Source organism: Kitasatospora sp. NPDC051164 (assembly GCF_044455625.1).
In the GTDB taxonomy this organism is placed as follows: Bacteria; Actinomycetota; Actinomycetes; order Streptomycetales; family Streptomycetaceae; genus Kitasatospora.
The window spans coordinates 1-22,709 of the sequence record NZ_JBITFB010000030.1; the positions used below are offsets into that span (position 1 = coordinate 1).

Consider the following 22,709-nt stretch of genomic DNA (forward strand, 5'->3'; position numbering starts at 1 on the left):
CTGCAGGGGGGACCCTGTGGGAGAGTAGGACGCCGCCGAACAATCTTTCAGAAGAACCCCCATCCGGATCCCGGATGGGGGTTCTTCGCGTTTCCCGGAAATCGGCCGGACCCCGCCGGCCGGCCCCTGCCGAGTGACCCCCGCCAAGTGGCTGGTCCACCGTCAATATGCCGCTAAAACCGCCTGATCAGTGCATTGATCAGCGGAAAATCGCTGCTCACGCCGTAGTCTCGAAGGGGCGGGGAACAGGTGTCCGGGGGTGGCTCCCGGGCATGGCCGGATCAAGAATGGTGCTCATGGGACGAGGCAGGCTGCGCATCTACCTCGGGGCGGCCCCCGGGGTCGGTAAGACGTACGCCATGCTCGCCGAGGCGCACCGGCGGCACGAGCGCGGCACGGACGTCGTGGTGGCGTTCGTGGAGGACCACGGCCGCCGGCGTACTGCGGACATGGTCGCCGGGTTGGAAGTCGTGCTGCGGCAGCAGGTGGTGCACCGGAACGCGCGGTTCTCCGAGATGGACCTGGACGCCGTCCTCGCCCGTCGCCCGCAGGTGGCGCTGGTGGACGAGCTGGCGCACACCAACGTGCCCGGCTGCCGCAACGAGAAGCGCTGGCAGGACGTCGAGGAGCTGCTGGCGGCCGGGATCGATGTGATCTCCACCGTGAACGTGCAGCACCTGGAGTCGCTCGGCGACGCCGTCGCGGGCATCACCGGAGTGCGTCAGCGCGAGACGGTCCCGGACGAGGTGGTCCGGCGGGCCGATCAGATCGAGCTCGTGGACATGTCCCCGCAGGCGCTGCGGCGGCGGCTGGCGCACGGGAACGTGTACGCGCCGGAGAAGATCGACGCGGCGCTCGCCAACTACTTCCGCCCCGGCAACCTGACCGCGCTGCGCGAGCTGGCGCTGCTGTGGACCGCCGACCGGGTGGACGAGTACCTGCAGAAGTACCGGGCCGAGCAGGGCATCGAGGGCACCTGGCAGGCCCGGGAGCGGATCGTGGTGGGCCTCACCGGCGGAGCCGAGGGGGCGACGCTGATCCGCCGGGCGGCCCGGATCGCGGCCAGGGTCTCCGGCGGTGAGCTGCTCGCCGTGCACATCTCCCGTTCGGACGGCCTGGTGGGCTCCGGCTCGCCGCAGACGCTGATCGAGCAGCGTGCGCTGGTGGAGAGCCTCGGCGGCTCCTTTCACGCCGTACTGGGTGACGACCCGGCCGCCGGGCTGCTGGACTTCGCCCGGGGCGTGAACGCCACCCAGATCGTGCTGGGCACCAGTCGGCGGCCCGCCTGGCAGTACCTGTACGGGCCGGGCGTCGGCACCACGGTGACCCGGGAGGCCGGGGACATCGACGTCCACATGGTCACCCACGAGCACGCCGGGCACGGGCGCGGCAGGATTCCGGTCCGCCGGATCACCGACCTGGGCCGGACCCGGACCATCGCCGGCTGGTTGATCGGCCTGGCCGGTCCGCCGCTGATGGCGATCGTCCTGACGGCGATCGGCGGGCTGGGGCTCTCCACCGACATGCTGCTGTTCCTGTCGCTGACGGTGTGCGCGGCGCTGGTCGGCGGGCTGCTGCCGGCGATCGGCTCGGCGTTGGTCGGCTCCTCGGTGCTGAACTACTACTTCACGCCGCCGTTGCACACCTTCACCATCAACGAGCCGCAGAACATCATGGCCGTGGCGATATTCACCATCGTCGGCATATCGGTGGCATCCGTGGTGGACCTGGCGGCTCGCCGGACCCACCAGGCGGCCCGCAGCCAGACCGAGGCGCAGACGCTCAGCGCGCTGGCCGGCACGGTGCTGCGGGGCGCGCCGAACGGGGACGGGGTGCTGACCGCGCTGATGGAGCAGGTCCGGGAGACCTTCGGGCAGGAGAGCGCCGCGCTGTTGGAGCGGCCGGAGCCGCTCGGCTCCTGGGTGCCGGTGGCCACCGCCGGGCCGCGGCCGCCGGAGCGGCCGGAGACGGCCGACGTGGACGTCCCGGTCGGCGAGAGCCTGGCGCTGGTGCTGCGCGGCCGGGTGCTGCCCGGGGCGGACCGGCGTCTGCTCGGGGCCTTCGCCGCGCAGGCCGCCGTGGTGCTGGAGCGCCGCCGGTTGTCCCGGGAGGCCGTCGCGGCCAGGCGGGAGGCCGAGGGCAACCGGATCCGTACGGCCCTGCTGGCCGCCGTCTCGCACGACCTGCGCACCCCGCTGGCGGGTATCAAGGCGTCGGTGAGCTCGCTGCGCTCGGCGGACGTCGACTGGGATCCGGAGGACGAGGCCGAGCTGCTGGCCGGGATCGAGGACGGCGCCGACCGGCTGGACCACCTGATCAACAACCTGCTCGACATGAGCCGGCTGCAGACCGGGACCGTCACCCCGCTGATCCAGGAGACCGACCTGGACGAGGTGGTGCCCTACGCGCTCGGCGGGGTGCCGCCGGACTCCGTCCGTCTGGACGTGCCGGAGACGCTGCCGATGATCCGGGCCGACGGTGGGCTGCTGGAGCGCTCGCTGGCCAACCTGGTGGAGAACGCCGTCAAGTACAGCCCGGACGGCGTCAAGGTGCTGGTCAAGGCCGATGCGCTGGTGCAGCCGGGGGTGCCGGGCCGGGTCGAGCTGCGGATCGTCGACCGCGGGCCGGGGGTGCCCGAGGAGGCCAAGGAGAAGATCTTCGCGCCGTTCCAGCGCTACGGCGACGCGCCGCGCGGCGCCGGCGTGGGTCTCGGGCTCGCGGTGGCGCGCGGCTTCGTCGAGGCGATGGACGGCAGCGTCACCGCCGAGGACACCCCCGGCGGCGGTCTGACCATGGTCGTCAGCCTGCCGGCCGTCGAGCGGCCGCCCGAGCCGGCGGAGTCGCCCGAGCCGCCGGAGCCGGGTGAGCCGAACGGTGGCGGGAGCGGCGCGGTCTCGGAGCTGATCACATGAGAAGGAAAGCCGAAAGCCGAAATCCCGTTCCACAGTCCTCAACTCACGACAAGCCCTGAAAGGCGGAGCCCGTAAATGACCCGGGTCCTCGTCGTGGACGACGAACCGCAGATCGTCCGCGCGCTGGTGATCAACCTCAAGGCCCGCAAGTACGAGGTGGACGCGGCCCATGACGGCGCGAGCGCCCTGGAACTGGCCGCGGCCCGCCATCCGGACGTCGTCGTCCTCGACCTCGGCCTGCCCGACATGGACGGGGTCGAGGTGATCCGCGGGCTGCGCGGCTGGACCCGGGTGCCGATCATCGTGCTGTCGGCCCGGCACGCCTCGGACGAGAAGGTCGAGGCCCTGGACGCCGGCGCCGACGACTACGTCACCAAGCCGTTCGGCATGGATGAGCTGCTCGCCCGGATGCGGGCCGCGGTGCGGCGGGCCGAGCCGGTGGCCGGGGAGGCCGACTCGCTGGTCGTCACCGAGAGCTTCACGGTCGACCTCGCCGCCAAGAAGGTCAACCGGGACGGCGCCGACGTACGCCTCACCCCGACCGAGTGGCACCTGCTGGAGGTCCTCGTCCGCAACGCGGGGCGGCTGGTCAGCCAGACCCAGCTGCTGCAGGAGGTGTGGGGTCCGGCCTACCGGACCGAGACCAACTACCTGCGGGTCTACCTCGCCCAGCTGCGCCGGAAGCTGGAGCGGGACCCCTCGCACCCGCGCCACTTCATCACCGAACCGGGAATGGGATACCGGTTCGAGAGCTGACCGCCGTTGCCCCCGGCGGCCGTACGACCTGCCGCCGGGGGCCCGGAAACCGGTACCCTTCCGACATGAGTGGTGACAACAGCAGTGGCCAGCCGCAGGGGCGGTTCCGCCGCATGCTCAGTCGGCTGACCTCCTCGGCTGAGGAACTGGACGCCGAGGACCTGCGTCAGGAGAGCGCCGCGGAGTCGGGATGCAGGCCGATCGCCGGCTGCGCGGACCGCGACCTGGTCACCGTCGCGGGCACGCTGCGCACGGTGACGCTCCGTCCGCGGGCCGGGGTGCCGGCCCTCGAGGCCGAACTCTTCGACGGCACCGAGGCCTTGGACGTGGTCTGGCTCGGCCGTCGCTCGATCGCGGGCATAGAGCCCGGCCGCAGGCTGGTCGCCAGCGGTCGGATCAGCCACGCGCGCGGGCGCCGCGTGCTGTTCAACCCCCGCTACGAGCTGCGTCCGGTCGGACACGGGAGCGAATGAGCGTGAGCAACCAGCCCGGCGGCGATGCCGCCCAGCTCGACCTGGCCCACGACGCGGCGGCCGCGGAAGCCGCCCGCAAGGCCGCCTCCAAGGAGGCCGCCGACACGGTCATGAAGGCCTTCGGCGGCGTGCGCGGCATGATCGACATGACGCTGCCCGGCCTGGTCTTCATCGTCACGTACAACCTCACCCACCAGGTCAGCACCTCGGCCTGGGCCGCGCTCGGTCTGAGCGCCCTGTTCGTGGTGGCCCGGCTGGCGAAGCGGGAGACCATCCAGCACGCCTTCAGCGGGGTGTTCGGCGTCGCACTCGGCGCCTGGATCTCGATGAAGAGCGGCAAGGCCGAGGACTTCTACCTGCCCGGCCTGCTCTGGAACGTCGCCTACAGCCTCGCCCTGGCGGTCTCTGCGCTGGTGCGCTGGCCGATGATCGGGGTGATGCTCGGCCCGATCACCGGCGAGATGTTCACCTGGCGCAAGGAGAACCCGGGCCGGCTCGCCGCCTACACCAAGGCGACCTGGGCCTGGGTTGTGATCATGGGCCTCAAGCCGGTGATCCTCTTCCCGCTGTACTTCACCCACAACGTCAACCTGCTGGGCTGGCTGAAGGTCGCCCTCGGCATCCCGCCGATGCTGCTGGCGATGTACGTCACGTGGCAGATCCTGCTGAAGGCGCCGCCGCCGATCAAGGCGCCGCTGGACGACGAGGAGGAGGAGCCGGCGAAGTAGCCGTCTCCGCACGGCTGAGGGCCCGCACCCGAACGGGTGCGGGCCCTCAGCCGTGTTTCGGGGTCCTACGGTCCTACTGGGCGCCGGAGGTGGCCGACAGCAGCTCCTCCAGCTCCTCCTCGCGCTCCTGGGCGGCGACGAAGAGCAGCTCGTCGCCGCCCTCCAGGGTGTCGTCCTTGCCCGGCACCAGCACCCGGCCCTCGCGGATGATGGTCACCAGCGCGGTGTCCTGCGGCCAGGCCACGTCGCCGACCCGGGTGCCGACCAGCTCGGTGTCGGAGGCCAGGGTCAGCTCGACCAGGTTGGCGTTGCCCTGGCTGAAGCGCATCAGGCGAACCAGGTCGCCGACGCTGACCGCCTCCTCGACCAGGGCGGACATCAGGCGCGGCGTGGACACGGCCACGTCCACACCCCAGGACTCGTTGAAGAGCCACTCGTTCTTGGGGTTGTTCACCCGGGCGACCACCCGCGGCACCGCGTACTCGGTCTTGGCGAGCAGCGAGACGACCAGGTTGACCTTGTCGTCGCCGGTCGCGGCGATCACCACGTGGCAGCGCTGCAGGGCGGCCTCGTCCAGCGAGGTGATCTCGCAGGCGTCGGCCAGCAGCCACTCCGCCATCGGCACCCGCTCCACCGAGATGGAGTTGGGGTTCTTGTCGATCAGCAGGACCTCGTGGCCGTTCTCCAGCAGCTCGCCCGCGATCGAGCGGCCCACGGCACCGGCCCCGGCAATGGCGACCCGCATCAGTGACCCTCCTCCTTCGGCCCCTGCGCGAACGCGGCCTCGACGGCCGTCAGGTCGGCCCGGCGGAGCATCACGTGCACCAGGTCGCCCTCCTGCACCACCATCTGCGGCGTGGGCAGGACGCCCTCGCCGAGCCGGGTGACGAACGCCACCCGGGTGCCGGAGGCCTCTTCCAGCAGGCCGATCCGGTGGCCGACCCAGCGCGGGTCGTACGCGACCTCGGCCAGCTGCACGCCGCCGCTCGGGTCCTGCCACAGCGGCTCGGCGCCGCTCGGCAGCAGCCGGCGCAGCATCTGGTCGGCGGTCCAGCGGACCGTCGCCACGGTTGGGATGCCCAGGCGCTGGTACACCTCGGCGCGGCGGGGGTCGTAGATCCGGGCGGCGACGTTCTCGACGCCGAAGTTCTCCCGGGCCACCCGCGCGGCGATGATGTTGGAGTTGTCGCCGCTGGAGACCGCGGCGAACGCGCCGGCCTCCTCGATGCCCGCCTCGCGCAGGGTGTCCTGGTCGAAGCCGACACCGGTCACCCGGCGCCCGTTGAACCCGGCGCCCAGCCGGCGGAACGCGGTCGGGTCCTGGTCGACCACGGCCACCGAGTGGCCCTGTTTCTCCAGCGCTCTCGCGAGGGCGGACCCCACGCGGCCGCAGCCCATGATGACGATGTGCACCGGCGCTACCTCACCCGTTCCGTCGGGGTACTGACCTGCGCAAACACCGTTCATCTCCCTTTCTCGCCCGGCTGTCCGGGACGAGCGTTCTCGTGGGGCGCCGGTCTCGGCAACACCCGACAATCCGAGTGTTGCCCACCGACTCGTATCCGACACGCTAGCCGGTCCATAGAACGCAGTCGCGACGAAGGGGGGGACAAACGGCGGAGCCTTGTCCGGGAAGCCCCTACGATTCCTTAACGTGCCTATGCCGAAAGACCTTCCGAAACGCATCCTGATCGGGCGCGCGCTGCGCAGCGACAAACTGGGCGAGACCCTTCTCCCGAAGCGGATCGCGCTGCCCGTGTTCGCCTCGGACGCGCTCTCCTCGGTCGCGTACGCCCCCGAGGAGATCCTGCTCACCCTGTCCATCGCGGGCACCTCGGCGATTCACTTCTCGTGGCAGATCGGCCTCGTCGTCGCGATCGTCATGCTCGCCGTGGTGGCCTCGTACCGGCAGAACGTGCACGCCTATCCGAGCGGCGGCGGCGACTACGAGGTCGCGACCGTGAACCACGGGCCCAACTCGGGCCTGGTGGTGGCGGCCGCCCTGATGGTCGACTACGTGCTCACCGTGGCGGTCTCCACCACCTCGGGCGTCGCCAACGTCGTCTCCGCCGTTCCCTCGCTCCGCGGCCACGAACTGACCCTGTCGGTGATCGTGGTCGTCCTGCTGATGGGCATGAACCTGCGCGGTGTGCGCGAATCCGGTACCGCCTTCGCCGTTCCCACCTACGCCTTCATGATCGGCGTCATCGGGATGGTCGGCTACGGGGTGTTCCGGCACTTCGCGCTCGGCCAGGACATGCCCGCCGAGAGTTCCGGCTTCCACCTCATGCCCACGCCCGGCAACGGTTCGCTGGCGGGCTTCGCGATGGTCTTCCTGCTGCTGAAGTCCTTCTCCTCCGGCTGCGCCGCGCTCACCGGCGTGGAGGCGATCTCCAACGGCGTGCCGGCCTTCCGCAAGCCCAAGAGCAAGAACGCCGCCACCACGCTGCTGATGATGGCGAGCATCGCCGTCGTGATGTTCATGGGCATCATCTGGCTGGCCCGCCTCACCGGCGTCCAGATGGCCGAGAACCCCGCCGAGCAGCTCGGTGGCGCCGCGTCCGACTACCACCAGAAGACCGCGCTGGCCCAGATCAGCGAGGCGGTCTTCAACAACTTCACGCCCGGCTTCTACTTCGTCGCCGCCGTGACCGGCCTGATCCTGGTGCTCGCCGCCAACACCGCCTTCAACGGCTTCCCGGTGCTCGGCTCGATCCTGGCCCAGGACCGCTACCTGCCGCGCCAGCTGCACACCCGCGGTGACCGGCTGGCCTTCTCCAACGGCATCATCCTGCTGGCGATCGCCGCGATCCTGTTCGTCATCGCCTTCGACGCCGACCCGAACCGGCTGATCCAGCTCTACATCGTCGGCGTCTTCGTCTCCTTCAACATGAGCCAGTCCGGCATGATCCGGCACTGGACCCGGCTGCTGCGCACCGAGACCGACCCGGTCAAGCGCCGCCACATGCAGCGCAGCCGGGCGATCAACACCTTCGGCCTGGTGATGACCATGGCCGTGCTGATCGTCGTCCTGGTCACCAAGATCAGCCACGCCTGGATCGCGATCGCGGCGATGGTCGTGCTGTTCGTGATGATGAAGGGCATCCGGCGCCACTACGACCGGGTCTCCGCGGAGCTCATCGCCGCCGAGGAGGCGGACGACGTGGTGCTGCCCACCCGGGTGCACGCCATCGTGCTGGTCTCCAAGCTGCACAAGCCGGCGCTGCGCGCCCTCGCGTACGCCAAGCTGGCCCGCGCCCACACCCTGGAGGCCCTCACGGTCAACGTGGACCCGGCCGATACGGCGGCGCTGCGGCAGGAGTGGGACGAGCGCGGCATCGAGGTGCCGCTCAAGGTGCTGGACTCGCCGTTCCGCGAGATCACCGGGCCGATCCTGGACTACGTGAAGAACCTGCGGCGCAGCAGCCCGCGCGACGTGGTCTCGGTCTACATCCCCGAGTACGTGGTCGGCCACTGGTACGAGCACCTGCTGCACAACCAGAGCGCGCTGCGGCTCAAGGGCCGACTGCTGTTCAAGCCCGGTGTGATGGTCACCTCGGTGCCTTGGCAGCTGGAGTCCTCGGAGCGGCGCAAGCCGCAGAAGGCCTGGTCGGCGCCGGGTGCCGTCCGGCGTGGCGAGCCTCGGGCGCCGAAGGCCGTAAAGTCGAAGGATTCCGTCTCCACCGGTGCGAGCGCCGGCGACACCTCCGACCGCAGCAAGGACTCCTCCCAGTGACGCGCAACACTCCGCCCCGCTCCTCGGGCTCCTCCGGCAAGGGCTCCCACCGGGGCGGCTCCAAGCCCGGGCAGGTCGCCCGGCCGCGCTGGGGCCGGCCGTCCCGTCCGGAGGCCACCGACCGCGACGGCCTGACCGCGCGCACCGCGCCGGTCGTTCCGGGGGAACCGACCCCGTCGGAGGACCGGAAGCCGGTCCGGGACGCGGGCGGCAAGAACGCGGGCAAGGGCACGGCCGGCAAGGGCGCCGGCAAGGGCGCTGCGAAGGGCGCGAGCGGCAAGGGTGCCGAGAAGGGCGCCGCCGGTACCGGCGGCGCCGCTCGGAAGGCGCCGCGCAAGCAGGCGGTGCGGCCGCCGAAGGCCCTGCGCACCGCCGCGCGGGTGCCGCGATCCGAGACGCCGTCCGGCGAGCCGCTGGCCGGACAGCGGTACGAGGTCGAGATCGGCCCGGTCGCGCACGGCGGCGGGCACTGCGTGGCCCGGCACGAGGGGCGGGTGCTGTTCGTGCGGCACGCGCTGCCCGGTGAGAAGGTCGTCGCGCTGGTGACCGAGGGCACCACCACCTCGCGGTTCCTGCGGGCCGACGCGGTGGAGGTCCTGGAGGCGGCCAAGGAGCGGATCGAGGCGCCGTGCCCGTTCGCCGGGCCCGGCAAGTGCGGCGGCTGTGACTGGCAGCACGTCACCCCGGGCGGGCAGCGCAAGCTCAAGGCGGCGGTGCTGACCGAGCAGCTGGCCAAGCTGGCCGGGCTCACCCCGGCCGAGGCGGGCTGGGACGGCAGCGTCGAGCCGGTCGGCGGCAAGCTCCAGGCCGGGGAGGTGCCGGCCTGGCGCACCCGGGTCCAGTACGCAGTGGACCCGGAGACCGGGAAGGTCGGCCTGCGCAAGCACCGCTCGCACGACCTGCAGCCGGTGGACCGCTGCCTGATCGCCGCCGAGGGCGTCACCGAGCTGGGCATCGAGGCCCGGGACTGGCCGGGCGTGGCCTCGGTCGAGGTGTTCGCCGCGTCCGGTTCCTCGGACCGCCAGGTGGTGCTGACCCCGCGGCCCGGCGCCCAGCTGCCGCTGGTCGAGCTGGACAAACCGGTGTCGATCGCCCGGGTGGACGAGCAGGGTGACGTGCACCGGGTGCACGGGCGCAGCTTCGTGCGCGAGCGGGCGGCCGGGCGGACCTGGCGGATCAGCAACGGCGGTTTCTGGCAGATCCACCCGGAGGCGCCGGACACCCTGGTCGACGCCGTGCTGGACGGCCTGGACCCGCAGTGGGGCGAGAACGCGCTCGACCTGTACTGCGGCGTCGGCCTGTTCGCGGGCGCGCTGGCCGACCGGGTCGGCGAGGAGGGCGCGGTGCTCGGCATCGAGTCCGCCAAGCAGGCCGTGGTCGACGCCCGGCACAACCTGGCCGCGCTGGACAACGTGCGGATCGAGTGCGACCGGGTCGAGACGCTGCTGCCGCGCACCGGCATCACCGCCACCGACCTGATCGTCCTGGACCCGCCGCGTTCGGGCGCCGGGCGCGAGACCGTGGCGCACCTGGTCGGCCTGGAGGCGCGCCGGATCGCGTACGTGGCCTGCGACCCGGCGGCGCTCGCCCGGGACCTGAAGTTCTTCAGCGAGGGCGGCTACCGGCCGGTGTCGCTGCGGGCCTTCGACCTGTTCCCGATGACGCACCACTTCGAGTGCGTGGCGATCCTGGAGCCGACCGGGGAGTGACCCGTTCGGCCTAATCGGCCGATTCGGCCTCATCGGTAGGTTCGGTCGGTCTGACGCTGGTCGGACTCAGGAGGCGGTACCCGCTCGGCGGGTGCCGCCTCCTCGTCGTTGCACAGCGGGGCAGGGCAAGACAGGGCGGGCCGGGCCGGGCCGGTCAGGGCTCGTTGTGTTCCTCCTCGTCGGCGCTGTGCGGAAGGTCGATGCCGTGCTGGGAGGCGAGCCGGAGGAGCGAGGCGACCCGGCCCTCGTACGCCTGGACGCCGTCGGCGTCCCCTTCGGCCCGCGCCGCCATGAGGTCCCGGCGGGCCTGGGCGAGCTGCTCGCGCAGCTCCTGGTCGAACATGGCTGTCATTGCCGGCCTCCACACCGGTCGGTGCCGCTCAGTGGATCGCTCAGGGGAGTTCAGAGTCCCGGATGGTGAAGGACTCTTCAAGTCTCGCTCCTCCTGCCGGGGGTGGGGCGGCGGTGGGCGGGTATGGGAGATGGGCGGCCCGGAGCGGTGGCGGGTGACGGCTTCGGCTGCGGATGGCGGGTTCGGCCACGGCTTCGGTGACGGGGAGGTTGCGTGGGGGCGTGCGGCAGGTGTGCGGGCGGTGGGCGTGCGCCCTTGTTGTGCTAGCACTTCAGCGCTAGCTTGAAGGGCATGGCCAAGAAGCAGCTGAACGTCCGTGTGGACGCCACGACCGCGGAGATGGCCCGGGAACGGGCGGAGCAGCAGGGGATCAGCATGAACCAGTACATCGAGCGCCTGGTCCAGCAGGACATGGGCGAGTCCGGCCGGGCCTTCGTCGACGCGGCCGCGCAGTTCATGAAGGAGTACGAGTCGGCCTTCCTCGCCGAGTTCGGGGAGCCGGGCGATATCCAGGACGTGCGCCGTTGAAACTGGAGGTCGACCTCTCGTGGCTGCTCATGACCGCCGAGCAGTACACGCCCGGTGACCCGCAGGTCACCGACTACGGCTCGCTGCTCGCGGCCGTCACCCGGCACCAGGCCGAGATATTCGACATCGCGGTCTACCCCGAGCCGCAGGACCGCGCCGCGGCGCTGATGCACCAGCTGATCCGGGTGCCGGCCCTGGAGAAGACCAACGAGCTCTTCGCGACCGCCGTCGCGTACGCCTACCTCGTCGCCAGCGGCTGCACCGTCGCCACCACCGCCCGCGAGGTGCGCAGCCTCTCCCGGGCCATCCGCGAGGGACGGCTCGGGGTGTCCGGCGTCGCCGAGCGGCTGGCGGCGTGGGTGGTGGACGAGGCCGAGGGGGAGGGTGTCACCGGGGCGGACGAGGAGGACGAGGACGACGACTGACCTTCGTGGCCGTCGTCCCCATCGGCCCCGTCGACCACATCGTGGCTGCTGTCCCCGCCGTTGCCGTCGTGTCGCGCCGGGGCGTGTCTCCGCTGCGTCCCCGGCCCGGCCCGGCTAGGCCTGGGGCGACGCGGGCTCCGCGATCAGGGCCGTCGCGAACAGGCGGAAGCCGGCCCGGCGGTAGATCCGGGCGACGTCCTCGTCGGAGGCGGACAGGAACACCGTCCGTACGCCGTTGGCCCGGGCGTGCGCGACCAGGGCCGCCGTGACCGCGAGGCCCAGGCCGCGCCGACGGGCGGAGGGCAGGGTGCCCACGCCGACCAGCTCGCCGACCGGGCCCACCGGGTTGTACTGGCCGGCGGACAGGACGTCGCTGCCGTCCAGCGCGGCGGCCAGGGCGGTGACGCCGTCGGTGATCCGCTGCACGGTCCGCGCCACCCCGCCATCGGCCGTCAACCTCGCCGCGCTCTCGGCCAGTTCGGCCGCGCCGGCCGCGCCGATGGCGGTGCCCGGGGCGCCGAACGCCACGTGCGGAACGGCCACCGCCTCGGCCAGCTCGGGCGCGTCCGCGGCCAGTACCCGCACCTCGACCCCCTCCGCCGGTACCGGCGGAGGGGCCGGCTCGTCCTGCGGGCCCAGCACCAGCAGCGGGTGCTCGTGCACCGTCAGGCCCGCCGCTTCGACCGCCGCGCGCAGCTCGGGGTTCTGCTCGGCCACCCACTCGAAGGCCTCCGGAACGCCCAGCTCGCGCTGCCGATCCAGCACCCGGCGGACATCCTCGGCGGTGGCGGCCGGGCCGTCGTGACCGAGCGTCGGGCGGGCGTAGTAGTGCCAGCCGGTCTCGCCCTTGCGGACGAAGAGGGTCAGCGGGCCGAAGTCCTCAGTACGGGCGGCGCTGCGCGGTACGGCGTCGTAGTAGTGCTCGATCTCGTCGAGCAGCGGGCGGTCGGGAGCATGATCGTCAGAAGTCACGGCGTGCATCCAAGCAGGCGCGCGGGTGGGCTGCCACCGATTTGCGGGCGCCGATCCGGCCGGTCGGGGGTCGGACGGGAGCGCTTCGGGCGGCGATTGTTGCCGAACGCTTACCGGTCCGCAGCGATCTTGTGCGCACACAGCGTGCATGCTGATGCTTTTACAGCTCTGCCGAGGGGGACGGCGGACGTCTGAACTCGGCGAGGCAAGGGGGAAGACAGGCCCATGAGGCTCTGCTTTCTGGTGGAGGAACACTACCGGCACGACGGCATGCCGCTCGATGTGGCACGCCAACTCACCGCGTGGGGGCACCGGGTCGACGTGCTGCGCCCCGGGGACTCGCTGCTGGCGATCTCCGAGGCGGTCCGGGCCGGCAGCCACGACGCCTGGGTGCTCAAGACCGTCTCCGGCGGGCCCGGGCTGACCCTGCTGGAGGCGGCCGCCGCCGTCGGCCTCACCACGGTGAACGACGTGCGCTCGATCCGCGGCGTCCGGGACAAGGCGCTCGCCGCGGTGATCGGCCGTACCCGAGGGCTGCCCGTCCCGGTGACGTACGCGGCCGCGCGGTGGGAGCGGCTCGCGGAGATCCCGGCGGCCGAGTACCCGCTGGTGGTCAAGCCCGCCGACGGCAGCTCAGGGCGCGCCGTCCGGCTGGTGCGCAACCCCGACCACCTCTTCGAGGTCGGGCCCGAGCTGGCCGGGGAGGGGCTGCTGATCGCGCAGCCGTACGTGCCGAACTCCGGCACCGACCTCAAGGTGTACTGCGTCGACGGCGACCTCTTCGCGACGGAACGTTCCTCCCCGCTGCACCCCGGGCAGGGCGTGCGGGAGCGGCAGGTGCCGCTGCCGGCGAGCGTCGCGCGGATCGTGGCGCAGGTCGGCGAGGTGTTCGGGCTGGACCTGTTCGGGGTCGACGTGCTGCTCGGGCCGGACGGGCCGGTGGTGGTCGACATCAACGACTTCCCGAGCTTCCGGCAGGTGCCGGACGCCGTGGCGAGGGTCGCCCGGGCGGTGCTGCGGCTCGCGCGCAGCGGGACGGCCGTCTCGGTGCCCGGCGAGCCCGCCGCCGCACTGGTGTCGGCGGGCGGGGTGCCGTACGGGCAACTGGGCTTCGGCGAGGGGGAGCTGCTGTGAGGGTCGGGCTGATCGCCGGGGACCCGGGGCACCCGGTGCTGGCGGCGACCGCCGCGCTGCTGGTGGAGCGCGGCCACGAGGTGGTGGCCGTTCCGCCCGCGGGGCCGGTCGGGGAGGCCCCGGGACTCGCGGACCTTGCGGGACTTGCGGATGTCTACCTGCTCAAGGCTCGTACGCCCCAAGCGCTGGCGCTGGCCGGTGAGTTGGAGCGACGGGGCGCGCCGGTGGTCAACTCGGCGGCGGCGACGGAACTCTGCCAGGACCGGGTGCGGATGGCCGACCTCGCGCGTGCCGCCGGACTGCCGTTCACGGCGACGGTCGACGCCGGACGACTGGGCGAACTCGCCGTCCCCGGATACCCGTTCGTGGTCAAGAGCCGGCACAGCCGGCGGCGCGACCTGGTCGCGCGCGTCGACGGCCCGGACGGGCTGCGCGAACTTGCCGAGCGCTGGGCCGAGGAGCCCGTCGTCACCCAGCCGTTCGTCCCCGGGACCGGCTGGGACCAGAAGCTGTGGGTGATCGACGGGCAGGTGTTCGCCGCCCGGCGGCGGTCCGAGCTCGCCTCCGAGTCGGGGGAGTCGGGGGCGGCGGCGGACTGGGAGCCGCCCGCCGAGCGGGCCGCGCTCGCGCTGCGCGTGGGCGAGGTGTTCGGGCTCGACGTGTACGGGGTCGACCTGCTCGACGGGCCGGCCGAGCCCGTCATCGTCGATGTCAACGCCTTCCCCGGGGTCCGGGGTCGGCCCGGCGCGCCCGAGGCGCTCGCCGGGCTCGCGCTGCGGGTCGCGGCGGAGCAGGGGCGACCGCTGGTGGGGCGGGGGTGAACGCCGGCGGAGCCGGGCCGGCTGCTGGTGGGGCCGGGGTACCAGGCCGGACGCCGGGCCGGTTCGCACGGACAGGCAGGACGGGTCGTTAGGCTGGCTGGCGCCCCGACCGGCCGGGGCGCACGGCGAGAGAAGACGGAACGTTGCTGCAGGACATCGAGCGTTACCTGGCCTGTCCCCTCTGCGCGCAGGCCCTCACCCGGCACGACCGCAGCCTGCGCTGCACCGCCGGGCACAGCTTCGACCTCGCCAAGCAGGGCTACGTCAGCCTCCTCGCCGGCGACGCCCACACCGGCACCGGGGACACCGCCGAGATGGTCGCCGCCCGCGCCGACTTCCTCGCCGCCGGGCACTACCGGCCCATCGCGGACGCCCTCGCCGAGGCCGCCACTGAGGCCGCCGCCGCCGCGCCCGCCGGTGAGCCCGACGGGCTCGTCGCCGACCTCGGTGCCGGCACCGGCCACTACCTGGCCCACGTCCTCGACGCCCTGCCCGACCGGGTCGGCGCCGCCCTCGACATCTCCAAGTACGCGCTGCGCCGCGCCGCCAAGGCGCACCCGCGGATCGGCGCCGTCGTCTGCGACGCCTGGCGCCCGCTGCCGCTGCTCGACGGCTCCGCCGAGCTGATGCTCAACGTCTTCGCCCCGCGCAACGGGCCGGAGATCCGGCGGGTGCTGCGCCCCGGTGGCACCCTGCTGCTGGTCTCGCCCACCGCCCGACACCTGCGCGAACTCGTCGACGCCCTGGGGCTGCTGTCGGTGGACGAGGAGAAGCAGCGGCGGATCGACGAGAAGCTCGGCCCCTACCTGACGCCGGTGGGGCGGCGGGAGGTCGAGTTCACGCTGCGGCTCGGCCCGCAGGACGTGCGTACCGTCGTCGGCATGGGGCCCAGCGCCTGGCACACCGATCCGGAGCGGCTCGGTGCCGCGCTCGCGGCGCTGCCGGACCCGGTCGAGGTGACCGCCTCGGTGACGGTGGCCGCCTACCGGCGCTGAGCGCTTCGGGGCAGCTCGGGCCGCTTCGGGGCGCGAGCGGGGTGGGCGGTCAGCGGGTCGGGGTGGGGCGCCACGTTGGGATGAATCTGCCGTGCAGGCACGTTTCTGCCGGTCGGCCTGAGGCTAACGTCCGACGGGTGAACCGCGACGCCACCAGGCCTGCCGGGCCGGCCCCCCTCCGACCGGACGCCCCAGGGCCCGACCGGCCGCCCGTGCCACGCCCCACCGTCGAGGAGCTCCGGCTCACCTCGTTCAAGTCCTACCGGCGTGCGGTCCTGCCCCTCGCGCCCCTCACCGTGCTGCACGGGCCCGCCGGGGTCGGCAAGTCCAACGCCCTCGACGCGCTGGCGGTGCTGTCCCGGCTCGCGCTCGGCGAGGAGATCGCCGACTCGCTGGACGGGCTGCCCGACCGCACCGGCCCACTCGCACTGCCCGTCCGGGGCGGACTGGACGGTTGCGTCCCGCACGGGCGGGACGCGATCATCCTCGGCTGCACCGTCCGCTCCCCGCACGGCCGGATCCGGCTCGACGTCGTGATCCGCACCGACGGCCCGGTCCGGATCGCCCGGGAGTCGCTCACCCTCGACGGCCGGACCCTCGTGGACACCGGCGAGCAGGACGTCCGCAACCGGCGGGTCAACGTCTGCTGGCACAACGACACCCGGCAGGGCGACATTCGGGCGCCCTTCCCCAGCGGCACCATGATCACCGCGCAGCTGCCGCTGCGGGTCGCGGGCTCCTCGGCCGGCGAGTGCCTGGTCCTGGCCGCCACCGAGGACCTGCTCACCGCGCTGCGCGAGGTCTTCCCGCTGCACCCCGTCCCCGCCCTGATGCGCGGCTGGGCCCGGGCCGACCCGCAGGCCCGGCTGCGCGGCAACGCCGCCAACATCTCCGCCGTCATCGCCCGGCTGGGCAATGAGTGCCCGCGCCGGTACGGGCAGCTGCTGCGCGTCGTGCAGTCTGCCGCGCCGCACCCACTGCTCGGGCTCACCGTGGCCGAGCGCGAGAGCGACGCGGGCGTGCGGCGCGTCCTGGCCGTCTTCGACGAAGGCGTCCTCGGGCGCACCGGCGCCGACCAGGCCTCCGACGGCATGCTGCGCCACCTCGCCTTCGCCGCGGTGCTGCTGACCGGGGCCGGGGTGCTCGACCTCGACGTGGCCGCCGAGGTGCCGTGGGCGCACCGGCAGCTCATCGTGCTGGCCGAGGACCTGGGGGCCGGGCTCTCCACCGAGCAGGCCGCCTCGCTGCTGCGACTGGCCCGGGACATGGCGGAGCGCAGCCAGCTCCGGGTGGTGGCCGCGCTGCAGGAGCCGGCGGCGGCGCGGGAGGCACTGGGCGGCGCGGGCGAGGTGCGCTCGGGGGACGTTCGGTCGGGGGACGTTCGGGCGGGCGAGGTGCGGTCGGGTGCGGTGGTGGTCGTCGGGTGCCGGAGGGACCCGGACTCGGGGTTCACGGTGCTGCGGCCGGAGACGGGCCGGGTGCCGGTCCAGGTCGGACGCGGGGAGGGGACGGACGGGGCCGCAGAGGGGGAGCGGTCGGCGGTGGAGGGGCCCGGGCCGGCGGCGGGCGGCGATGGGGTAGACCTGGAGGGGTGAGCGAACGAGTGACGGGACCGGGGGAGCCGACCCTGGAGGCCCTGCGGCAGCGGCTGGTGGACTTCGCGGCGGCCCGGCGGTGGGAGCCCTTCCACACGCCGAAGAACCTGGCGGCGGCGCTGAGCGTCGAGGCGGGGGAGCTGCTGGAGATCTTCCAGTGGCTGACGCCCGAGCAGGCGGCCGCGGTGATGTCCGAGCCGGAGCGCGCGCACCGGGTGCGGGACGAGGTCGCGGACGTGCTGGCGTACCTGCTGCAGTTCTGTACGGCGGTCGGGGTGGACCCCCTGGAGGCCCTCGCGGCCAAGATCGAGCGGAACGAGCACCGCTTCCCGGTGCCGGACGGATCGGCTGACGTCAACTCGGACGTGGGCGACCAACCCTTGTGAGGGACAGAAGTTATCCACAACCCCGGACTTGTCCACAGCTTCTGACAAGACGGATGCGGGCCCGCGCCCTCCCTTGCACGCTTACGCCGTGACCACCCGGCCGCCCCCTCGGCGGCCCGGGTCGACGGCGACAGCGAGCGAGAGGAGCGGTGGCCATGGAGGCACTGCGACTGATCAAGACGGCCCGGTACGCCCTGACCGAGGCCAGGCACGTACCGGATGTGCTGGCCGAGGCGCGGCAGGCGGCGCTGCTCACCGAGGCGGTGGGCGCCCGGCTGGCGGAGTCGGAGCACGAGGAGCTCACCGGGCTGGGCCAGCGGCTCTCCGAGGCCGGGGCGCATGCGGCGCTCTGCCTGGACCGCTCCGTCGTCCGGGCCGCCCTGGTGAGCGGCGGCCGGGCCGCGCGGCTCACCGAACTCGGGGAGCCGGCAGCGGCTCTGGGGGCGTTGGACGGGCTGCTGCAGGAGGTCGGGGAGACGCTCGTGGTGCTGGCCTGCGGGGCCGACACCGAGAGCCTCTACTGGACGTGCATCGACGGTGTTGACGCGGTGTCGGAGTGCAAGGACCTGGCCGGGCGGCTGCGGGAGGCGGCGGTCCGGGTCGAGGGGACGGAGTGTGTGGCGCTCGGCGGGGCGGAACCCGAACGGGCCGACTGCGGTTCGCCGTTACTCGTCGTCCGCCTCGGACCGCCGGACGGCGAAGGGGCACCGGACGGCGAAGGAGCACTCGACGGCGGCCGTCCGTCGGACGACATCGGCCCGCCGGGTGAGGGCGGGCCGACGGAACGGCAGCGCGCGGCCGGCTACCGGGTGCCCGGCGCGGCCGTGGCCTCGGAGGTGTCCGTGCCGGTCGGGTAGGGGGTGGGGTCGATGGTCGGGAAGGCGATGGGGTCGGCGTTCCGGGCGCCGGAGGACTGCAGCGCGGCGAGATCCGCGGTGACCGAGGCGAGTAGTTCCTGCATCCGGTCCAGCAGGCTCTTGGGGGTGGCGGGCCCGGCCCAGGCGCCGTCGGCCGAGCCCGTCGGGCTGCTCGGGAGCTGCGGCGTGGCAGATGGTTCGGACATGGCGGGACCTCTTCGGATCGGTGGTGCGGTGTGCCGCAACGGCCAACGACCCGCGCCGGTGGCGGGTCACCGGGCACCACCCGATGCGGTCCGACTCCGGTACGCCGTAAGCCTCCCGGGTGAGCCGGGGTTGCCGCCCCGCCACGGCCTGGGCTAGGCGGCGGCCTGGCGCAGCGCGATGCGGACCGGCACGGCGGTGAGGAGAAACGGAGGTGGGGGAAGGCGGAGAAGGGGGAGTACCCACCCCTTGCCACTCTCAACGTATAGCGCATGGGGGGTCTTGCGGCAAGGCCCCCGTGGTGCCGCACAATCGCAGGCCTCAGATCGGAGCTGATGCCATGACCCCCCTGACCACCAGCGCGTTCGACCTTCCCGACCGCCTCGTCGCCAAGGCCGACCCGGCGCTGATCGGCGGCGACGAGCGGCACTTCGCCGCCGTCGCGGAGAGCCTCGAGCAGGCGATCGCCGAGCTGTCCGACCGCCTCGACGCCCTGCGCCGGGCTCCGGGCGGTCTGGGCCGGGAGGCGATGGACCGGGACATCGAGGTCCACAGGCTGACCGGTCGGCTGCGCGCCCTGCGCCGCTTCGGCCTGGACCTGTGCCTCGGGCACGTCGTCGGCGCGGACGACCCCGAGCCGGTGTACATCGGGCGGCTCGGCCTTACCGACGGCGAGGGGCGCCGACTGCTGGTCGACTGGCGCTCGCCCGCGGCCGAACCGTTCTTCGCGGCAACCCACGCCGACCCGATGGGGCTGGTGAGCCGACGCAGGTACCGCTGGACCGGCGGCCGGATCGGTGACTACTGGGACGAGGTGTTCACCGCCGAGGCCCTGGAGGGGCACGCCGCGCTGGACGACCAGTCCGCGTTCATCGCGGGCCTGGGCGGCAACCGCTCGGCCCGGATGCGGGACGTGCTGGCCACCATCCAGTCCGACCAGGACGCCATCATCCGGGCCGGCTCCCGGGGCGCCCTCGTGGTCGACGGCGGCCCGGGCACCGGCAAGACCGTCGTCGCGCTGCACCGCTCCGCCTACCTGCTCTACTCCGACCCGCGGCTCGGCCACCGGCGCGGCGGCGTGCTGTTCGTCGGCCCGCACCAGCCGTACCTGGACTACGTCGCCGATGTCCTGCCGAGCCTCGGCGAGGACGGTGTGCGGACCTGCACCGTGCGGGACCTCGTCGCCGAGGGGGCGAAGGCGGGGGTCGAGGCCGATCCGGAGGTGGCCCGGCTGAAGTCCTCGGTCGACCTGGTGAAGGCGATCGAGAAGGCCGTCCGGTTCTACGAGGAGCCGCCCACCGAGGGAATGGCGGTCACGACCTACTGGTCCGACGTCTGGCTGAGCGCCGAGGACTGGTCCGACGCCTTCGACGCGCCGGACCCGGGCAGCCCGCACAATGAGGCGCGCGAGCAGATCTGGGAGGAGCTCGCCACGATCCTCATGGAGAAGCTGGACGCGGACGAGGAGGAGGTGTCGCCCGAGCTGTTCCGCCGGTCGCTGCGGCAGGACCGGGAGCTGGTGGAGACCCTCAACCGCGCGTGGCCGCTGCTCGAAGCGGCCGACCTGGTCGGCGACCTCTGGTCGGTGCCCGCCTACCTGCGGATGTGTGCGCCGTGGCTCGACCCCGAGGAGGTCCGCAAGCTGCAGCGCAAGGACGCGCCCCAGGCCTGGACGCTGTCCGACCTCCCGCTCCTGGACGCCGCCCGGCAGCGGCTCGGCGACCCGGAGGCGGCCGGGCGGCAGCGCCGGCGCGAGGCCGCGGCCGCCGCCGAGCGCGCCCGCATGGCCGACGTCATCGGGGACCTGCTCCAGGCCGACGACGACGGCGAGGGAGCGGTGACGATGCTGCGCGGACGCGATCTCCAGGACACCCTCGTCGACGAGACCGCCCTGCCCGTCGCCGACCCCGAGCCGCTGGCGGGCCCGTTCGCGCACATCGTCGTGGACGAGGCCCAGGAACTGACCGACGCGCAGTGGCAGATGCTGCTCCTGCGCTGCCCGTCCCGGAGCTTCACCATCGTCGGGGACCGCGCGCAGGCCCGGCACGGCTTCGCGGAGTCCTGGCCGGAGCGGCTGGAGCGGATCGGACTCGCCCGGACCACGGTCGCCTCGCTGAGCATCAACTACCGGACGCCGGAGGAGGTCATGGCCGAGGCCGAGCCCGCCATCCGGGCCGCACTGCCGGACGCCAACGTGCCGACCTCCGTCCGCAGCAGCGGCATCCCCGTCGTGCACGGGTCCGTGTCGGAGCTGGACGACGTCCTGGACGGCTGGCTCGCGGAGCACGCGGAGGGTGTCGCCTGTGTGATCGGCGCACCGGACGTCCGGGACCGGACGCGGGACCGGCCCCGGGTCCGGTCGCTGACCCCGGAGCTGTCGAAGGGGCTCGAGTTCGACCTGGTCGTCCTGGTCGATCCGGAGGCGTTCGGAGGAGGCATCGAGGGAGCCGTCGACCGCTATGTCGCGATGACCCGGGCGACCCAGCGGCTCGTGATCCTCAGGAGTACGTGAGACCGGAGAGCCGAGAACCGGGGAGTCGAGGACCGGAGAGCCAAGAACGGACAGAAGGGACAGGAGATACGCGAGGGAGCGGAGGGAGAAACGGGCCGGAACGCCCGTCGCCCGGTCGAGTGACGCGGGTGTCGGCCTACGGCATCCGGACGCCAGACTGGGGCGATGGACGAGGAGGAATCGCTGGCGTCGTGGGCGGCCAGGCGGGAGCAACGGCTGCGGCCGGTCGGTCAGTTGCGGGCCGTACGGCTCGTGGGCAGACAGCGGGGCGCCCATGTGGCGCCGGGCGAACCGAGGCTGATCGTGCGTTGGGACGGCTACCAGTGGCTGCCGGAGACGGTGGCCGAGGACTACGCCGCCGCCCAGCGGATCCTGCACGGGATCGAGGGTGACGGCCTGCTGCGCCCCGCCCGCCCGGTGCAGCGGCCGAAGAAGGCGCCGGGGCGCCACCGCAAGCCCCGAGGGGTGTGAGCCGCCGGGCGCCCGGAAACGCGAACGGGGTCCGGCGCCGAGCGGCACCGAACCCCAACCGCCTCTGCCCGTAGGTCAGTTGTGGGCGTGCAGGTCCGCGTTCAGGCCGCCCCAGGAGCCGGAGCGGGCGATGACCTCCACCGCGCCGGTCTGCGAGTTGCGGCGGAACAGCAGGTTGTCCTGGCCGGACAGCTCGACGGCCTTGGCCACCGTGCCGTCCGGGGTGGTGACCCGGGTGCCGGCGGTGACGTAGAGGCCGGCCTCGACCACGCAGTCGCTGCCGAGCGAGATGCCGATGCCCGCGTTGGCGCCGAGCAGGCAGCGCTCGCCGACCGAGACGACCTGCTTACCGCCGCCGGACAGGGTGCCCATGATCGAGGCGCCGCCGCCGATGTCGCTGTGGTCGCCGACGACGACGCCCGCGCTGATCCGGCCCTCGACCATGGAGGTGCCCAGCGTGCCGGCGTTGAAGTTGACGAAGCCCTCGTGCATCACGGTGGTGCCGACGGCCAGGTGCGCGCCGAGCCGGACCCGGTCGGCGTGGGCGATGCGCACACCGGTCGGGGCGACGTAGTCGGTCATCCGCGGGAACTTGTCGATCCCGTACACGGCCAGCTGGCCGCCCTGGGCGCGCACCGCGAGGCGGGCCTGCTCGACCTTGTCCACCGGGACGGGGCCGATGCTGGTCCACGCGACGTTGGCCAGCAGGCCGAAGATGCCGTCCAGGTTCTGGCCGTGCGGCTTGACCAGGCGGTGGCTGAGCAGGTGCAGGCGCAGGTACATGTCGTGCGTGTCGAGCGGCTTCTCGTCCAGCGAGGCGATGGTGGTGCGCACGGCGACCACCTCGACGCCACGGCGCGCGTCGGCGCGCAGCGCCTCGGCCGCGCCGGCGCCGAGCTCGGCCTCGGCCTGCTCGGCGGTCAGCCGGACGGTGCCGGCCGGGCCGGGCTCGGCGGCCAGCACGGGGGCGGGGTACCAGGTGTCGAGGACGGTGCCGTCGGCGGCGATGGTGGCCAGACCGGCGGCCACGGCGCCGTTCGCCGGGGAGGTCGATGCGAGGGAGGTGGATTCAGCAGTCACATCGTGCACGTTAACCAATGCTGGGCCCCGGTGCCGAACACGCCCACCGTGCGGACCTGCCCA

22 protein-coding genes are annotated in these 22,709 nt (G+C 73.1%); 16 read left to right on the top strand and 6 right to left on the bottom strand.

Features of this window, described 5'->3' with window-relative positions; all coding sequences use genetic code 11:
* Positions 1-296 precede the first annotated feature (296 nt).
* From ACIBEC_RS35655 to ACIBEC_RS35670, 4 genes are all read left to right on the top strand, one after another.
* Complete coding sequence (locus ACIBEC_RS35655) at positions 297-2,912, top strand: sensor histidine kinase KdpD (RefSeq protein ID WP_360504023.1); 2,616 nt, start codon at positions 297-299, stop codon at positions 2,910-2,912.
* A gap of 75 nt (positions 2,913-2,987) precedes the next feature.
* Positions 2,988-3,668, top strand: a complete 681-nt coding sequence (locus ACIBEC_RS35660; RefSeq protein ID WP_049657530.1) for a response regulator — start codon at positions 2,988-2,990, stop codon at positions 3,666-3,668.
* A gap of 65 nt (positions 3,669-3,733) precedes the next feature.
* Entirely contained in the window at positions 3,734-4,141 is a 408-nt protein-coding gene (locus ACIBEC_RS35665; protein ID WP_360504025.1) for an OB-fold nucleic acid binding domain-containing protein, read from the top strand.
* Entirely contained in the window at positions 4,138-4,869 is a 732-nt protein-coding gene (locus ACIBEC_RS35670; protein ID WP_396289809.1) for a DUF3159 domain-containing protein, read from the top strand. The genes ACIBEC_RS35665 and ACIBEC_RS35670 overlap by 4 nt, the downstream gene beginning before the upstream one ends.
* Before the next feature lie 73 nt (positions 4,870-4,942).
* On the opposite strand, the gene ACIBEC_RS35675 is transcribed toward ACIBEC_RS35670, so the two are convergent.
* A complete protein-coding gene (locus tag ACIBEC_RS35675; RefSeq protein ID WP_030060763.1) occupies positions 4,943-5,614 on the bottom strand; it encodes a TrkA family potassium uptake protein in 672 nt (223 codons plus the stop codon).
* Positions 5,614-6,282: a TrkA family potassium uptake protein gene (locus ACIBEC_RS35680; RefSeq protein ID WP_360504029.1), complete on the bottom strand. Its 669-nt coding sequence runs from the start codon at positions 6,280-6,282 to the stop codon at positions 5,614-5,616. Before ACIBEC_RS35680 ends, ACIBEC_RS35675 begins: the two co-directional genes overlap by 1 nt.
* 247 nt (positions 6,283-6,529) lie before the next feature.
* Between ACIBEC_RS35680 and ACIBEC_RS35685 the strand changes: the two genes are divergently transcribed.
* Together ACIBEC_RS35685 and ACIBEC_RS35690 are read left to right on the top strand one after the other, a co-directional pair.
* Positions 6,530-8,605: an APC family permease gene (locus ACIBEC_RS35685; RefSeq protein WP_360504170.1), complete on the top strand. Its 2,076-nt coding sequence runs from the start codon at positions 6,530-6,532 to the stop codon at positions 8,603-8,605.
* A 380-nt stretch (positions 8,606-8,985) separates the two neighbouring features.
* A complete protein-coding gene (locus ACIBEC_RS35690) occupies positions 8,986-10,314 on the top strand; it encodes a class I SAM-dependent RNA methyltransferase (protein WP_396289844.1) in 1,329 nt (442 codons plus the stop codon).
* Positions 10,315-10,468: 154 nt separating this feature from the next.
* Here ACIBEC_RS35690 and ACIBEC_RS35695 read toward each other — a convergent pair whose 3' ends face one another.
* Positions 10,469-10,666, bottom strand: a complete 198-nt coding sequence (locus tag ACIBEC_RS35695; protein ID WP_360504031.1) for a hypothetical protein — start codon at positions 10,664-10,666, stop codon at positions 10,469-10,471.
* A 291-nt stretch (positions 10,667-10,957) separates the two neighbouring features.
* Here ACIBEC_RS35695 and ACIBEC_RS35700 point away from each other — a divergent pair, with 291 nt between their 5' ends.
* Complete coding sequence (locus ACIBEC_RS35700; RefSeq protein WP_360504033.1) at positions 10,958-11,194, top strand: toxin-antitoxin system HicB family antitoxin; 237 nt, start codon at positions 10,958-10,960, stop codon at positions 11,192-11,194.
* A complete protein-coding gene (locus tag ACIBEC_RS35705; protein ID WP_224284003.1) occupies positions 11,191-11,619 on the top strand; it encodes a fic family toxin-antitoxin system, toxin component in 429 nt (142 codons plus the stop codon). Before ACIBEC_RS35700 ends, ACIBEC_RS35705 begins: the two co-directional genes overlap by 4 nt.
* A 114-nt stretch (positions 11,620-11,733) precedes the next feature.
* On the opposite strand, the gene ACIBEC_RS35710 is transcribed toward ACIBEC_RS35705, so the two are convergent.
* Entirely contained in the window at positions 11,734-12,591 is an 858-nt protein-coding gene (locus ACIBEC_RS35710) for a GNAT family N-acetyltransferase (RefSeq protein WP_360504035.1), read from the bottom strand.
* Positions 12,592-12,816: 225 nt separating this feature from the next.
* Here ACIBEC_RS35710 and ACIBEC_RS35715 point away from each other — a divergent pair, with 225 nt between their 5' ends.
* The 6 genes from ACIBEC_RS35715 (at position 12,817) to ACIBEC_RS35740 (ending at position 18,379) form a co-directional block, all read left to right on the top strand.
* On the top strand, positions 12,817-13,725 hold the full coding sequence (locus tag ACIBEC_RS35715; RefSeq protein ID WP_360504037.1) for an ATP-grasp domain-containing protein: 909 nt from the start codon (positions 12,817-12,819) through the stop codon (positions 13,723-13,725).
* Positions 13,722-14,546 carry an alpha-L-glutamate ligase gene (locus ACIBEC_RS35720; RefSeq protein WP_360504039.1) on the top strand — a complete coding sequence of 275 codons (825 nt, stop codon included), beginning with the start codon at positions 13,722-13,724 and terminating at the stop codon, positions 14,544-14,546. The genes ACIBEC_RS35715 and ACIBEC_RS35720 overlap by 4 nt, the downstream gene beginning before the upstream one ends.
* 143 nt (positions 14,547-14,689) lie before the next feature.
* Positions 14,690-15,541, top strand: coding sequence for a putative RNA methyltransferase (locus ACIBEC_RS35725; RefSeq protein WP_360504041.1), 852 nt, complete (start codon positions 14,690-14,692; stop codon positions 15,539-15,541).
* Between the two features lie 212 nt (positions 15,542-15,753).
* Positions 15,754-17,136 (top strand): ATP-binding protein, encoded by a 1,383-nt coding sequence (locus ACIBEC_RS35730; protein WP_360504043.1) that lies wholly within the window; start codon positions 15,754-15,756, stop codon positions 17,134-17,136.
* Positions 17,133-17,522, top strand: a complete 390-nt coding sequence (locus tag ACIBEC_RS35735; protein ID WP_360504045.1) for a nucleotide pyrophosphohydrolase — start codon at positions 17,133-17,135, stop codon at positions 17,520-17,522. Before ACIBEC_RS35730 ends, ACIBEC_RS35735 begins: the two co-directional genes overlap by 4 nt.
* A gap of 155 nt (positions 17,523-17,677) precedes the next feature.
* A complete protein-coding gene (locus ACIBEC_RS35740; RefSeq protein WP_360504047.1) occupies positions 17,678-18,379 on the top strand; it encodes a DUF6099 family protein in 702 nt (233 codons plus the stop codon).
* Here ACIBEC_RS35740 and ACIBEC_RS35745 read toward each other — a convergent pair.
* On the bottom strand, positions 18,325-18,585 hold the full coding sequence (locus ACIBEC_RS35745) for a hypothetical protein (protein ID WP_360504049.1): 261 nt from the start codon (positions 18,583-18,585) through the stop codon (positions 18,325-18,327). The genes ACIBEC_RS35740 and ACIBEC_RS35745 overlap by 55 nt on opposite strands.
* Positions 18,586-18,923: 338 nt before the next feature.
* On the opposite strand from ACIBEC_RS35745, the gene helR reads away from it, so the two are divergent.
* Both helR and ACIBEC_RS35755 read left to right on the top strand, forming a co-directional pair.
* Complete coding sequence (gene helR / locus ACIBEC_RS35750) at positions 18,924-21,095, top strand: RNA polymerase recycling motor ATPase HelR (RefSeq protein WP_360504051.1); 2,172 nt, start codon at positions 18,924-18,926, stop codon at positions 21,093-21,095.
* Between the two features lie 165 nt (positions 21,096-21,260).
* Positions 21,261-21,566: a DUF6087 family protein gene (locus ACIBEC_RS35755; protein WP_360504053.1), complete on the top strand. Its 306-nt coding sequence runs from the start codon at positions 21,261-21,263 to the stop codon at positions 21,564-21,566.
* A 75-nt stretch (positions 21,567-21,641) separates the two neighbouring features.
* Here ACIBEC_RS35755 and dapD read toward each other — a convergent pair whose 3' ends face one another.
* On the bottom strand, positions 21,642-22,646 hold the full coding sequence (dapD, locus tag ACIBEC_RS35760) for a 2,3,4,5-tetrahydropyridine-2,6-dicarboxylate N-succinyltransferase (protein WP_360504055.1): 1,005 nt from the start codon (positions 22,644-22,646) through the stop codon (positions 21,642-21,644).
* Between the last annotated feature and the right edge of the window lie 63 nt (positions 22,647-22,709).

Excerpts from the sequence above, each read along its gene's own strand:
- ACIBEC_RS35655 (WP_360504023.1), top strand. The coding sequence starts at position 297 with ATGGGACGAGGCAGGCTGCGCATCTACCTCGGGGCGGCCCCCGGGGTC.
- ACIBEC_RS35660 (WP_049657530.1), top strand. The coding sequence starts at position 2,988 with ATGACCCGGGTCCTCGTCGTGGACGACGAACCGCAGATCGTCCGCGCG.
- ACIBEC_RS35665 (WP_360504025.1), top strand. The coding sequence starts at position 3,734 with ATGAGTGGTGACAACAGCAGTGGCCAGCCGCAGGGGCGGTTCCGCCGC.
- ACIBEC_RS35670 (WP_396289809.1), top strand. The coding sequence starts at position 4,138 with ATGAGCGTGAGCAACCAGCCCGGCGGCGATGCCGCCCAGCTCGACCTG.
- ACIBEC_RS35675 (WP_030060763.1), bottom strand. The coding sequence starts at position 5,614 with ATGCGGGTCGCCATTGCCGGGGCCGGTGCCGTGGGCCGCTCGATCGCG.
- ACIBEC_RS35685 (WP_360504170.1), top strand. The coding sequence starts at position 6,530 with ATGCCGAAAGACCTTCCGAAACGCATCCTGATCGGGCGCGCGCTGCGC.
- ACIBEC_RS35695 (WP_360504031.1), bottom strand. The coding sequence starts at position 10,666 with ATGACAGCCATGTTCGACCAGGAGCTGCGCGAGCAGCTCGCCCAGGCC.
- ACIBEC_RS35700 (WP_360504033.1), top strand. The coding sequence starts at position 10,958 with ATGGCCAAGAAGCAGCTGAACGTCCGTGTGGACGCCACGACCGCGGAG.
- ACIBEC_RS35715 (WP_360504037.1), top strand. The coding sequence starts at position 12,817 with ATGAGGCTCTGCTTTCTGGTGGAGGAACACTACCGGCACGACGGCATG.
- ACIBEC_RS35740 (WP_360504047.1), top strand. The coding sequence starts at position 17,678 with ATGGAGGCACTGCGACTGATCAAGACGGCCCGGTACGCCCTGACCGAG.
- ACIBEC_RS35745 (WP_360504049.1), bottom strand. The coding sequence starts at position 18,585 with ATGTCCGAACCATCTGCCACGCCGCAGCTCCCGAGCAGCCCGACGGGC.
- helR (WP_360504051.1), top strand. The coding sequence starts at position 18,924 with ATGACCCCCCTGACCACCAGCGCGTTCGACCTTCCCGACCGCCTCGTC.
- ACIBEC_RS35755 (WP_360504053.1), top strand. The coding sequence starts at position 21,261 with ATGGACGAGGAGGAATCGCTGGCGTCGTGGGCGGCCAGGCGGGAGCAA.